Origin of the sequence: Micromonospora sp. DT178 (assembly GCF_049841695.1) — a bacterium.
GTDB lineage: Bacteria > Actinomycetota > Actinomycetes > Mycobacteriales > Micromonosporaceae > Micromonospora.
In genome coordinates this window covers 87,058-98,980 of the sequence record NZ_JBNCKV010000001.1, presented here as the reverse complement: position 1 = coordinate 98,980, position 11,923 = coordinate 87,058, and the positions used below count along the sequence as shown (strand labels likewise).

13 protein-coding genes are annotated in these 11,923 nt (G+C 70.5%); 6 read left to right on the top strand and 7 right to left on the bottom strand.

Annotated features, from left to right (window positions below; all coding sequences use genetic code 11):
* Positions 1 to 353: 353 nt before the first annotated feature.
* The 4 genes from ACLQ22_RS00490 to ACLQ22_RS00475 all read left to right on the top strand — a co-directional run bounded on the left by ACLQ22_RS00490 (position 354) and on the right by ACLQ22_RS00475 (position 5,233).
* Entirely contained in the window at positions 354 to 1,667 is a 1,314-nt protein-coding gene (locus ACLQ22_RS00490; protein ID WP_425690558.1) for a reverse transcriptase family protein, read from the top strand.
* Positions 1,668 to 2,713: 1,046 nt separating this feature from the next.
* Positions 2,714 to 3,238, top strand: coding sequence for an NUDIX domain-containing protein (locus tag ACLQ22_RS00485; protein WP_425690557.1), 525 nt, complete (start codon positions 2,714 to 2,716; stop codon positions 3,236 to 3,238).
* A 121-nt stretch (positions 3,239 to 3,359) separates the two neighbouring features.
* Complete coding sequence (locus ACLQ22_RS00480; RefSeq protein ID WP_425690556.1) at positions 3,360 to 4,310, top strand: serine hydrolase domain-containing protein; 951 nt, start codon at positions 3,360 to 3,362, stop codon at positions 4,308 to 4,310.
* Between the two features lie 86 nt (positions 4,311 to 4,396).
* Complete coding sequence (locus tag ACLQ22_RS00475) at positions 4,397 to 5,233, top strand: phosphotransferase enzyme family protein (protein WP_425690555.1); 837 nt, start codon at positions 4,397 to 4,399, stop codon at positions 5,231 to 5,233.
* A 73-nt stretch (positions 5,234 to 5,306) separates the two neighbouring features.
* Here ACLQ22_RS00475 and ACLQ22_RS00470 read toward each other — a convergent pair whose 3' ends face one another.
* From ACLQ22_RS00470 to map, 3 genes are all read right to left on the bottom strand, one after another.
* Positions 5,307 to 5,876 carry a nucleotidyltransferase family protein gene (locus ACLQ22_RS00470; RefSeq protein ID WP_425690554.1) on the bottom strand — a complete coding sequence of 190 codons (570 nt, stop codon included), beginning with the start codon at positions 5,874 to 5,876 and terminating at the stop codon, positions 5,307 to 5,309.
* Between the two features lie 33 nt (positions 5,877 to 5,909).
* Positions 5,910 to 6,344, bottom strand: coding sequence for an NUDIX hydrolase (locus ACLQ22_RS00465; protein ID WP_425690553.1), 435 nt, complete (start codon positions 6,342 to 6,344; stop codon positions 5,910 to 5,912).
* 134 nt (positions 6,345 to 6,478) lie between these two features.
* Positions 6,479 to 7,297: a type I methionyl aminopeptidase gene (map, locus tag ACLQ22_RS00460; protein ID WP_425690552.1), complete on the bottom strand. Its 819-nt coding sequence runs from the start codon at positions 7,295 to 7,297 to the stop codon at positions 6,479 to 6,481.
* A gap of 74 nt (positions 7,298 to 7,371) precedes the next feature.
* Here map and ACLQ22_RS00455 point away from each other — a divergent pair, with 74 nt between their 5' ends.
* On the top strand, positions 7,372 to 7,638 hold the full coding sequence (locus ACLQ22_RS00455; RefSeq protein ID WP_121396910.1) for a helix-turn-helix domain-containing protein: 267 nt from the start codon (positions 7,372 to 7,374) through the stop codon (positions 7,636 to 7,638).
* Positions 7,639 to 7,771: 133 nt separating this feature from the next.
* Here ACLQ22_RS00455 and ACLQ22_RS00450 read toward each other — a convergent pair whose 3' ends face one another.
* Both ACLQ22_RS00450 and ACLQ22_RS00445 read right to left on the bottom strand, forming a co-directional pair.
* On the bottom strand, positions 7,772 to 8,599 hold the full coding sequence (locus tag ACLQ22_RS00450) for a glucose 1-dehydrogenase (RefSeq protein ID WP_425690551.1): 828 nt from the start codon (positions 8,597 to 8,599) through the stop codon (positions 7,772 to 7,774).
* A 163-nt stretch (positions 8,600 to 8,762) separates the two neighbouring features.
* Positions 8,763 to 9,779, bottom strand: a complete 1,017-nt coding sequence (locus ACLQ22_RS00445) for a zinc-dependent alcohol dehydrogenase family protein (protein WP_425690550.1) — start codon at positions 9,777 to 9,779, stop codon at positions 8,763 to 8,765.
* 185 nt (positions 9,780 to 9,964) lie between these two features.
* On the opposite strand from ACLQ22_RS00445, the gene ACLQ22_RS00440 reads away from it, so the two are divergent.
* On the top strand, positions 9,965 to 10,852 hold the full coding sequence (locus tag ACLQ22_RS00440) for a helix-turn-helix transcriptional regulator (RefSeq protein WP_425690549.1): 888 nt from the start codon (positions 9,965 to 9,967) through the stop codon (positions 10,850 to 10,852).
* Between the two features lie 108 nt (positions 10,853 to 10,960).
* Here ACLQ22_RS00440 and ACLQ22_RS00435 read toward each other — a convergent pair whose 3' ends face one another.
* Together ACLQ22_RS00435 and ACLQ22_RS00430 are read right to left on the bottom strand one after the other, a co-directional pair.
* The gene (locus tag ACLQ22_RS00435; protein WP_425690548.1) at positions 10,961 to 11,416 is read right to left on the bottom strand and encodes a SitI3 family protein; all 456 of its coding nucleotides are present in this window, start codon (positions 11,414 to 11,416) and stop codon (positions 10,961 to 10,963) included.
* 15 nt (positions 11,417 to 11,431) lie between these two features.
* The gene (locus tag ACLQ22_RS00430; protein ID WP_425690547.1) at positions 11,432 to 11,833 is read right to left on the bottom strand and encodes a hypothetical protein; all 402 of its coding nucleotides are present in this window, start codon (positions 11,831 to 11,833) and stop codon (positions 11,432 to 11,434) included.
* Positions 11,834 to 11,923 lie beyond the last annotated feature (90 nt).

The following is an 11,923-nucleotide window of genomic DNA, read 5'->3' as shown; positions in this document are numbered from 1 at the left end:
GTACCGCCTACCGACCGATCAACAGCGCCGTACGGTCGCGACGCACTCCGGCTGGCACGCCCGTTGTCCCACGACAGCGAGACCCAGCCCTGCACGGTTCTCTCCACCGCGCCACGAGCATCGCGGACACCGATGACGGTCTCCGTTCTCTACGCTGCTCCCATGGCAGCGTGTCCCGAGCTGACCAGGCCGCTCCCCCACGCGGGGTCCGGTCATGGTCTCTCCGGGGCAACCCCGGGGACGCGACACTCACCTCGGCACGACACCACAGGTGCGTCGGCACGCTCCGCGAGCCTGTGCACCCGTACGACCGGGCATCGTCGGGACACGCTGCCACCCCTACCGGCCTGCCCGTGACCACCGTCCAGGCCCTGGCCACCGCGCTCGCCGACGCGTTCCTCGCCGGCGAGGGCTGGCGCCGCGCCGATCTCGTCGGCCAGGGTGGGCTCGTCCTCGGGGTCCGGCGGCGATGGCTGCGGCCGGTCGCCGACGCGGTGCTGGCCGCCTACCCGCACCCACCCACCGACCGGCCACGCGAACTGGCCACGTTCCTGAGCACCCTCGACCCGCTCCGCGCGGCAGTCGCCGCCGCCCGCCAGCACCAGCGGCCCATCGTCATCCGCGCGCGGCCCGTGACGCCGACCCGCACCGTCCGCCGCCCCTGGCACACCCCCGTCATCGACGACGTCAGCGACCTGGCCGCGATGCTCGACCTGAGCATCGAGCACCTCGACTGGTACGCCGACCGACGCGCCATGAACCGGCGCGCCACCGCCCACCGGCTGCACCACTACCACTACCGGTGGACCGACCACGGCCGGCTGATCGAGGCGCCGAAGTCTCGGCTCCGCGCCCTGCAACGCCGGCTCCTCACCGAGGTCCTCGGCCCCATGCCGGTCCACCTCGCCGCCCACGGCTTCGTACCCGGCCGCTCCGCGCACACCTTCGCCGCCGCCCACACCGCGCAGCCGGTCGTCGTCCGGATCGACCTGCTCGCCTTCTTCACCCACATCCCCGCCACCCGCGTCTACGGACTATTCCGCACCGCCGGCTACCCCGAACCCGTCGCCCACACCCTCACCGGACTCTGCACCACCCGCACCCCACACCCCGTCCTCCGCCGCGCACCAGCCCACCTACCGCACCGAGCAACGCGGCTCGCCACGCTGCGCACCAGCCACCTGCCCCAAGGCGCGCCCACCTCACCCGCACTGGCCAACCTGTGCGCCTACCGACTCGACCGACGCCTCACCGGCCTCGCCGACGCCTACGAGATCACCTACACCCGGTACGCCGACGACCTCGCCTTCTCCGGCAACCTCACCACCCGCCGAATCCACGACCTGATCACCGCCGTCACCGACATCGCCCGCGACAAGGGCTTCCAAGCCCACCCAGGTAAGACCCGCATCCGCGGGCGCGCCGACCGGCAACTTCTCGCCGGACTCGTCGTCAACCAACACCCCGCCACACAACGCGACGAATACGACCGGCTCCGCGCCATCCTCCACAACGCTGCCCGCACCGGCCTCGCCATACAGAACCGGACGGGCCACCCCGATTTCGCTCAATACCTCATCGGACGAGTTCTCTGGGTCGGTCATCACCACCCAGCACGCGCAGCCAAACTCGCCGCGCTGCTGGCCCAAGCTCTTGCGGCACCCTAGACTGACGCGGCGCGGCAGCTTCGCCGGATCTCGGCAAGGACACGTCGGACCAAACGAAGCATGGCCTGAGCAGGACTTACGCCTGTTCTGCTGATCTTCGGCAAGCGAGCACAGCAATGCGCGTGTGCGACCCGCTAACGTAAAGACAGAATAGGAACCCGCAGGCAGTAAGCCTCTGGGTACAGATAGAGCGTCGTCTTAGGAAACCGATGCTCTATCCCCTGAGCTACGAGGGCGCGAGGGCCTAGTCTAGCGACTGCGGGCTCACCTGGGGTGGCAGGGAGTGACCCACGTTGACCCGCGTCACCCGGGCCCCTGTTCTCCCAGCCCACGACCACACCCGGAGCACACGAACCCCGGGTTGCGACCGCCGGTCGGCCGCGGTGACCCGCGTTGGCACCCGGTCGACCCGGGTTGGCATCCGTCGGGCGCCACCGTGCACTTACTGCGGCCCCCGATGCATGTCCGGCGGCGAGCGGACCGGCCGGCCTCCGTCGGGCCGTACGCTGTCGCGTGCTTGACGGGAGTCGCGGTGCTGTCGCTCAGCCGGACCGTCGCGCCGGCCGCCGGCCCGGCATCCACCGCCGTCGCCGCAGCATCGACCCGGTAAGAGATGACGCCCGCGGTCGCGACGGCGCGCTCGGCCGCCGCGGCGTCGGCCGGGCAATCCTGTGGCAGAGCCTCACCCCCGCCCTGCCAGCAACCTTCCTCGCACTCGCCGGCGGCGTAGCCCTGCCTGGCGGCACGGGCACCGGGCTGGCCTCGCCCCGCACAGGGCGATGTTGTGTTGGCAAGGCCGGAAGCGGCCTCGGCCAATGTGCGGGTGGCGCGGCGACACTCGTGGAGGGATCTTCCAGTCTTCATCCTGGGAAGGGCGTTCGACCTCGGCGCCGATCGTTGGGATGGTCGAGGGTGTGGCTGGCAACGCCGTCCCACACGCCCACTTGCGCCCACGGTCGCGGGCCGTGGGTGCGGAGCGGGGGTGAGGTTGAGGGCAGGCTCCCGATCGGGGGTCCGCGAGGCAAGCGGGGGCATAGGGTCGCGTGGTGACTGATGCCGCCGTGCAGTCTGATGCTCAGTTGATCGAGGGTGTGACGCGAGTGCGGGCCGCAGCTGGGGCACTGCTGCTCGACGAGGCCGGCCGTGTACTGGTCGTGCACCCGACCTACAAAGACGTCTGGGAAGTTCCGGGCGGAATGCTGGAGTTCGGCGAGTCGCCGTTACAGGCATGCGAGCGGGAGATCGAGGAGGAACTCGGCTTAGCCCTACTCGTTGGCGACTTGTTGTGCGTGGACTGGGTGGCGCCGAGCCCGCCATGGGATGGCGGGCTGATGTTCCTGTTCGATGGCGGGGTGCTCAGTGGCGAGCAAGTCGCCGCGATGCGGTTGCGCCGGGAGGAACTGGACCGGTTCGAGTTCGTCGAACCAGCCGCCCTGGGACAGGTGTTGATCCCTCGTCTGGCTCGACGGATCACCGAAGCGCTATCCGCGCGGAATGGCGCTCGAGCCGTGTACTTGGAGGACGGCTCCCAGCCTGCCCGACGTGCCGCGTCTGAGGTAGATCGTCGCTGAGCCGGTGGCCCTGTAGGCCCCCGCCACAGCCGATGCGGCGCTCGCTTCGGCCGTGACGACGCATGCTGCACGGAGAAGCGGCAATCCTCAGTGTGGTCTGGCCACGGCATACTCGGCAGTCATGGGATTCGAAGAGGAGTGGCAGGACCTGGTTCCGGGAACCGACCGCATTTCCGGTATCGGGGTCGCGGTCGGCGGGCTCGACGGTGATGTCTGGACTGCCGGTCACGACCTGCTGTTCCCGGCGTGCTCGATCAGCAAGCACGTCGCCGCGTTCGGCACGCTGCGGCTGGTCGCCGACGCGACCCTCGACCTCGACACCGACGTCAACGCCTACCTGTCCGCCTGGCAGCTGCCGGGCACCGGCACGACCGTGCGCCAGCTTCTGGCCCACACCGCAGGCCTGACCAAGAACTGGTTCCCCGGGTACGCCGCGGGCCAGCCCGTGCCATCACTGCAGCAGATTCTGCGGGGTGAGCCACCGGCCAACACGCCCAGGGTCCGGCGCGAGCTGCCGCCGGGCACTGAATTCCGTTATTCAGGCAGCCACTACGCAGTTCTCGAGCAACTCCTGACCGACGTGACTTCGACGCCGTTCGACAAGCTGATGGCGACGCTCGTGCTGGAACCGGTGGGCATGGCGGAGAGCAGCTACGATCAGCACTTCCCGAACAGGCACCGGGACCGTGCGGCCCGCGGCCACTGCGGCGGCACCCCCGTGCATGGCGGCTGGCATACGCAGCCGGAGATGGCCGGCGCTGGGCTGTGGAGTACCCCGGCGGACCTGGTGCGGCTGGAGCTGGAAATCTGCCGTGCTGCCGCCGGCGAATCCGCGCTACTGCCGCAGGATCTGGCCGCGCAGATGCTGACCCCGCAGGTGCCCGGCGGGTTTGGTCTCGGCACCGAACTTGGCGACGGGCGCTTTGGGCATACCGGACAGAACACCGGCTACAGGTGCTTCTCGTTCGCCTGGCCGGTGTCGGGCACAGCGGTCGCCGTGATGATGAACGTCGAGGACTGCCGCGACACGATGCTCGCCCTCATCGAACTGGCCGACCGCAACTACGGCTGACGCCGGCAGCGCCAACTCACCCGGCATTGCGGGCACGCGGGCATTCTTCGAGAGAAGCTCCTCGACGAGGAGCGCGACGTGCTCTCATGGCACCGAGCGAGCGTCAGGGCGGCACCTGCGAGATCGACAAGTCAGCCGACTGCTCGTGCCGGGAGAAGTGCTGTTCGGACCCCCGTAAGGTATGGCCAATGGGGTGGGGGGCACTCGGGCAATGGGGTGAAGGCGCCGCTCGCATCGAACCGCTCGCTGGCGGAGTCGCCAACGACGTGTGGAGCGTGCGGGTCGACGGGCACCTCGCGGTCGGTCGTCTCGGCACCAGGAGCGACGCTGATCTTGCGTGGGAGACAGAGCTCCTCCGACACCTCGACCGTGAAGGTCTGACCGTGCCGGTCCCGATCCCGACTACGGACGGCCGGCTGTTCGTCGACGGTCTGGTGGTGATGACCTACCTGGATGGCGGACCGCCCGAGACGCAGGCCGACTGGCGTCGCGTGGCCGCCACGCTCCGCGAGTTGCACCGGCTGACGCAGGGATGGCCGCAGCGCCCGGGCTGGCGGTCGTCGACCGACCTCCTGCACGCCGAGACCGGGACGAAGATCGACCTTGGCGCGATGCCCCCTGAGGGCGTTGCTCGATGCCGGGCAGCGTGGGCGCGGCTCACCGGACGTCAGACATGCGTCGTCCACGGCAACCCCAACAACCCTGGCAACGTCCGTATGACCGCGAGTCAGGTCGCGCTGATCGACTGGGACGAGGCGCACGTCGACGTCCCCGACCTCGACCTCGCGCTGCCCGAAAACGCCGCCGGCCTCGACGACGGCGCGCTCGACATCGCCGGGCAGGCGTCGGCCGCATGGGAAGCCGCCGTCTGCTGGGACGACGAGTACGCAGTCAGGCGGCTCGCCGAAGTTCGAGCGGTCTGAGAACGCGTTCGAGGAGTGGGGTCAGGTCCGCTACGCCCTCGGCGGCGGCCCTCCGCGGGCTTCGAGCGCCGGTTCAGGTCACGACGCGGACGCCGGGCCAGCGTTCGGCGGGGCGGTGGCGGGCGAGTCGTTGCCGGAATATCTCCGGGCTGACCCTGGTCGGGTTGCGCCGCCACACGCTGTCGAGCAGGTCGTCGAGGCCGTGCGGCGCGCACACCGCGATCCGGTCGTGCGCGTCGAGGCGTACGGCCACGGCGGTGGCGTACTCGGGCCAGGTGGCGACCGCGTCGGCGATGGTGCGCAGCGGGGCCACCGGGTCGCCGCCGAACTTCGCGGGATACCAGGTGTGCACGGCGGCCTGGTTCTTCGCCTCCCACGGCGGATCCGGCCAGGCCGCCACGAGCCGCCGGGTGGCCCGGTCGTCGTTGTCGCGGCTCAGGTCCGCCGGGTCGAGGAAGACGACATCGACGTCTCGCACCAGCGAGGGGTCGAACCCGTCGCCGTACCGCTCGCCCCAGACGAGGTCGCGGATGGCGCCCGCGCCGATCCAGGCGTCCGGCAGGCCGCAGTCCCGAACGACGCCCAGCGCCCGCATCAGCCACGGGCTGTGCTGGACCAGGTCCCGCAGCTCGTCTTCCCGCATCAGTTCCCCTGGTTGCCGCTGTTGGATTCCTGGTCAGTCGAACAACCGGCCCAAGAGGGCACCCTGGCCGGATTGCAGACGTGCGCGGCCTCCAACGGTATCCAGAAGCACTCGAACCGGGTGGGCTCCCGCTCGCCGTCGTGGTCTTCCCGGCTCGCCCCACCGCTCGGGCGTCGCCCCATGCAGCGCCAGCTCGAAGACGTGACGACGCTGGATCTCGAATCGGAGCGGGCTGATGTCGTACTCGACCTCCCCCAGCTTGCGCACGACGGTGAAGCCCGTCAGTCCGGTCTCCTCGCGGGCCTCGCGCAGCGCCGCGTCCGCCGGGTCCTCACCCGGGCGGACGCTGCCGCCCGGCACCTGGATGCCCACCTCCTCGTAGCTGTGGTCCGTGTGACGGAAGACGAGCAACCGTCCCTCCCCCACCACGTAGCACAGAACCTTGTCCACGACGGTCTTCTTCGGCACGGTGCGATCTTCCGTATCGGCATCGGGCGGGACGTGACTGCGACAGCCCGCTCCGCCGGTCCTCGGAACCCCTGAGGCGAGTTCCTCCGGCACGCCCAGGCCGCCCCGGGTCACGCCCCGAGGCTGGCGGCGGGTCAGGAGGTTGCGGCGGGCTTCCTGGTGGGGTCGGCCGAGGTGGCATCCTGAGTGGGGCGGCGGGTCAGGACCCGAGGGCCGGAAGGCGTGATGGCGACCGTGTGTTCGGAGTGGGCGGTGCGGGAGCCGTCGGCGGAGCGGATCGTCCAGCCGTCCTTGTCGAACTTGATCTTGTCGGTGGAGCGGCAGAACCAGGGCTCGATGGCGATGGTGAGGCCGGGGTCGAGTTTCAGGCCGCGGCGGGGGCGTCCGTCGTTGGACACGTGCGGGGCCTCGTGCATGGTGCGGCCGATGCCGTGGCCACCGAACTCGGCGTTGACGCCGTAGCCGTAGGAGCGGGCGACCTCGCCGATCGCGGCGGAGATGTCACCGAGGCGGCCGCCGGGCTGGGCGGCGGTGATGGCGGCCTCCAGTGCGACCTCGGTGGCCTCGATCAGCTTCAGGTCTGCCGGGTCGGGGGTGCCGACGACGACGGAGAGCGCGGAGTCGGCGACCCAGCCGTCGATGCCGACCGCCATGTCGATGCTGAGCAGGTCACCGTCGCGCAGGACATAGTCGTGCGGCAGGCCGTGCAGCACCGCGTCGTTGACCGACAGGCACAGCACGTTGCGGAACGGGCCGCGGCCGAACGAAGGGGCGTAGTCCCAGTAGCAGGATTCGGCACCGCGCTCCTTGATCCGGCGGCGGGCGTGGTGTTCGAGGTCCATCAGGTTGACGCCGACCGCGGCGACACCACCCAGCTCGGCGAGCAGCTCGCCGACGAACTGGCCGGCCACCGCCATTCGGTCGATCTCCTCGGCGGACTTGAGTTCGATCACGACAGCCTCCCTCTCCCCTGTGCGGTATTTTTATACCACGCCAGGTCGGGACGCTCCGGGGGTATCCTGCTGGCATGGTGCGCCAACCACTCACCGCCGAACAGATCGCAGCGGGCCAGCGCCTCGGAGCTGCCCTCCGGGCCGCGCGGGCGGGCCGCAGCCTCGTCGAGGTGGCCCTGGCAGCCGGCATCTCCCCCGAGACGCTGCGCAAGATCGAGGCGGGCCGCCTTCCCGCACCGGCGTTCGGCACCGTGGTCGGCCTCAGCCACGCCCTCGACGTCCCCCTCAGCGACCTGGCCGACGTCTGGCGGGCCGACATGCCCGTCCGCCAGGCTTCCTAGAGACCAGCCGCTCAAGGCGGTGATGGCTGACGGAGCGGAACCGCGTCCGTGGAGGGAACCCTGCGGCCGGACGGCGCCGGCTCGGGGCGGGCCGTCCTCACCTCGCGGGTAATCGAAGGCCGTGGCCTCGGGCTCATGCCGGCCCGACGGTCTGTCCGCCGTCGATGACCATGGCGTGGCCGATGACGAAGGCCGCGGCGTCCGAGCAGAGCCAGAGCACGGCTGCGGCGATCTCGTCGGCGGTGCCCATGCGTCCGATCGGCTCCTGGGCGATGACGCGGTCGCGTCCTTCGGAAGTGCCGCCGGTGAAGCGGTCCATCATCTCGGTGGCGACGATGCCGGGGCAGACGGCGTTGATGCGTACGCCGGAACGGGCGTAGTCGAGGGCGGCGGACCTGGTGAGCCCGACGACGCCGTGCTTGGCGGCGGTGTAGGCGGCCTGTCCCGCGATGCCGACGACCCCGGCGCCGGAGGAGGTGTTCACGATCGCGCCACCGCCGTGCTGGAGCAGCAGCGGGATCTCGTGCTTCATGCACAGGAACACGCCGCGCAGGTTGATCGCGACGGTCCGGTCCCAGTCGTCCTCGGTAATGTCGGCGGTGGGCGTGACGGGCTGCTCGACGCCGGCGTTGTTGAAGGCGACGTCGAGGCGACCGAACGTTTCGACGGTCTGTGCCAGGGCGGCGGTCACGTCGTGGGACGAGGTGACGTCGCACCGGACGGCGAGCGCCCGACCGCCGAGTTCCTCGATCATGCGCGCGGTTTCCCGGACGCCTGGCTCGGAGACGTCGGCGGCGGTGACGCTGGCGCCGGCGCGGGCGAACGCCAGTGCGGTGGCGCGGCCGATGCCGCTGGCCGCGCCGGTGACGAAGGCGACCTTGCCCTCGTAGTCGGCGGTCTTGCCGGTGGCGGTCATGGTCTGCTCCTCGTCGTCGGGGGCGGTGGCGCCGGTGCTCGTCATGGCCTCGCAGCCCGCTGCGGAAGCTGCGGGGCCACCGGCTGGCTTCCCTCCCGTGCGGCGTTGAATCTGCTCGCGGTGCCAGCCGGCGCGAGCGATGGTGACGGTGGGACCGCCCTGCACTCTCCCGCGCTGATGCGCCGTCGCTGTCGGGCGGCGCGAAGGATCACGGACGTAGCAGCACCTTGATGGCGCGACGCTCGTCCATGGCCCGGTACGCCTCGGCCGCCCGGTCGAGGGGCAGGTCGAGGTCGAAGACCTTGCCGGGGTCGATCTGCCGGCTCGTGATCAGGTCGACCAGTTCGGGCAGGAAGCGGCGCACGGGTGCGGGCCCGCCGTGCAGGTGTACGTGGGAGAAGAACAGCTCCATGCCGGGCAGCCGCACGTCGTGGGTGACGCCGACGTAGCCGACGTGCCCGCCCGGGCGGGTGGCGCCGATGGCCTGCATCATCGACTCCTGGGTGCCGACCGCCTCGATGACCGAGTGCGCGCCCAAGCCGCCGGTCAGGTCCTTGATCCGCGCCACCCCGTCGGCGCCGCGCTCGGTGACGATGTCGGTCGCCCCGTACTCGATGGCGAGCTTCTGCCGTGGCTCGTGCCGGCTCATCGCGATGATCCGCTCGGCGCCGAGCTGCCGGGCCGCCAGGACGCCGAGCAGCCCGACGGCGCCGTCCCCGACCACCGCGACCGTCCGGCCCGGGCCGACCTCGGCGGCCACCGCGGCGAACCAGCCGGTCCCCAGGACGTCGGAGGCGGTCAGGAGGCTCGGGACCAGGTCGTCCGACGGCATGTCCGGGGTGGCGACCAGGGTGCCGTCGGCCAGGGGTACGCGCAGGTACTGCGCCTGGGCCCCGCCGATGCCCTCCCGGTGGACACACGCGCTCTGGTATCCGGACCGGCAGGTCTCGCAGGTGTTGTCGGAGGCGAAGAAGGAGCCGACCACGAACTGCCCCGGCCGCACCGTACGGACGTCGCCGCCGACCTCCTCGACCACACCGACGTACTCGTGCCCCATCGGCCGCGGCCCGTCGAGCTTCTCGATCCCCCGGTACGGCCACAGGTCGGAGCCGCAGACACAGGCCGCGGAGAGCCGGACGACCGCGTCCGTGGGCGCGAGGATCCGTGGCTCGTCGAGCCCTTCGACCCGGACGTCACCAGGGGCGTGCAGGACGGCACCACGCATGGCGGTTCTCCTCTGTCTCAGCTTGGACTCTGACCACGTTTCCCAGGCCGGCCAGCGGGTCGCGCGGCCGGCCACGGGACAACGGCCACCAGCAAAGCGCGGATCCCGCCGAACAGGGAGTTCCTGCTGAAGGGTGTACCGACAGGGCACCCCACCGCCGCGCCACGCGACGTACCGTCGGAGCCGTGGACAACCGCACCGAGGTCCGCGAGTTCCTCGTCTCGCGCCGCGCCAAGATCACGCCCGAGCAGGCCGGCCTGCCCGCCGGGACCAACCGCCGCGTCCCCGGGCTGCGCCGCACCGAGGTCGCCGCCCTGGCCGGGGTCAGCATCGAGTACTACTCCAAGCTCGAACGCGGCGCCCTGGCCGGGGTGTCCGCCAGCGTGCTCGACGCGGTCGCCCGCGCCCTACAGCTCGACGACGCCGAACGGGCACACCTCTTCGACCTCGCCCGCGCCGCCGACGGCAGCGCTCTGCTGAAGCCCCGGCGCCGCCGCACCAGGCAGTGGACCCCGCACCGCAGCCTGCAGTGGACCCTCGACGCCGTCACCGCCGGCCCCGCGTTCGTCCGCAACGGCCGCATGGACCTGCTCGCCGCCAACCAGCTCGCCCGAGCCTTCTACGCCCAGGCGTACGCCGACCCGCAGCGCCCGGCGAACATCGCCCGGTTCACGTTCCTCGACGACAACGCCCACGACTTCTACCCCGACTGGGACTCCGCCGCCGACGTCTGCGTCGCCATCCTGCGTACCGAGGCCGGCCGCGACCCGCGGGACAAGGACCTGCACGACCTCATCGGAGAGCTGTCCACCCGCAGCGCCGAGTTCCGCACCCGCTGGGGAACCCACGACGTCCGGCACCACGGCACCGGCGCGAAACGGTTCCACCACCACATCGTCGGCGACCTCACCCTCGCCTACGAGGGCCTGGAGATGGCCGCCGAACCCGGCCTCACCCTCACCATCTACGCCGCCGAACCCGACTCACCGTCCGAGGACGCGCTGCGCCTGCTCGCCTCATGGGCCGCCTCGCAGGAATCGGACACCACCGCGCAGAAACTGCCCACCGAGTAATTCACCCCAGCGCGCCGGACACCTCATTCCGACGGCCTGTAGGTGCGCTGCATGCCTGCAACCGCTGTGACTAACGGCAGCAAACGGGCACGAGGCCTTTGGGCAGGGTCACTCGCCGGGAGGGATGTTGTCGAAAGCTCCGTCGTGCCACAGGGCCGGGTTGTGCTTGCGCAGGGTTCCTGCGACCCGCGTCAACAGCAGCCAGTTGCCGTCCTGTACCAGTGCGGCGTCCTCGGCTCGATCGTCCAGCACACGGGCCACGGTCGCGAGCATGTTCGGGATGCCTTTGTCGCCCATGTCGTCGGCTCGCATGCGGAAGCCGACGTTGACATAGGTGTCCGGTTCCCACTCCCAGCGGGAGCCGTCGTCGTCCTCGGCGTCGTAGTAGCCGTGGCTACCCGCAGTGATGCTGACCGCGTAGCCGCGCTGTTCGTAGAGGTCGGCGCTGAGAAGTCGTGACTGACCGGGAAGCGTCGGCTTCTCGGTGGCCTCAGGAGCAGCGAGTTCAGCCATCTGCTCCAGAGGGATGTCACCCGCCAGCGTCAATCGGAACTCGACAGCCACGTCCGCGGCCCCCCTTCAGTCCCGGCGCACGATCTGCACGATCGCATGCCCTGGTGTCACCGCGACCAGTTCCTTCAGCCCCGTTATGGGCCAGTCGTCGAACTGCTTGCGCAGGGCTACGAGATCTCCACGCCAGTCCTGAAGGTTCAGCACCACACGCTGCGTCTGCTGCTCGTCGACCTTTTGCGAAACCTCGCTCCAGATGCCCCGCACCGGCTTGGACGCAGAGGGAGAGTAGCAATCGAAGACGTGGCCCTCGATGAGGTAATCAGGATTCTTGTCCGGGTCACCAGCGTCACGCGTGTGGGCGCGAGCGTCTGCCACCTCCTGCTTGGTGGGGTTCTGGTGAAGACGGTAACCCTTGTCGGCAATCGTGTCGGCGCACTCGTTCTCGAGCTGAACCGAGCGTTGCGCCACCACGGACTTCTGGTTGGGCGAGACCTTGGTCCGCGGTCCTGTCGGCGATCCACCGGGCACGCCGGTGGATCGCCTGCTCCAAGGATCGAC

Coding starts and splice junctions, on each gene's coding strand:
- ACLQ22_RS00475 (WP_425690555.1), top strand. CDS start 4,397: ATGGCACCGAGCGAGCGTCAGGGCGGCACCTGCGAGATCGACAAGTCA.
- ACLQ22_RS00470 (WP_425690554.1), bottom strand. CDS start 5,876: ATGCGGGAAGACGAGCTGCGGGACCTGGTCCAGCACAGCCCGTGGCTG.
- ACLQ22_RS00480 (WP_425690556.1), top strand. CDS start 3,360: ATGGGATTCGAAGAGGAGTGGCAGGACCTGGTTCCGGGAACCGACCGC.
- ACLQ22_RS00445 (WP_425690550.1), bottom strand. CDS start 9,779: ATGCGTGGTGCCGTCCTGCACGCCCCTGGTGACGTCCGGGTCGAAGGG.
- ACLQ22_RS00455 (WP_121396910.1), top strand. CDS start 7,372: ATGGTGCGCCAACCACTCACCGCCGAACAGATCGCAGCGGGCCAGCGC.
- ACLQ22_RS00450 (WP_425690551.1), bottom strand. CDS start 8,599: ATGACGAGCACCGGCGCCACCGCCCCCGACGACGAGGAGCAGACCATG.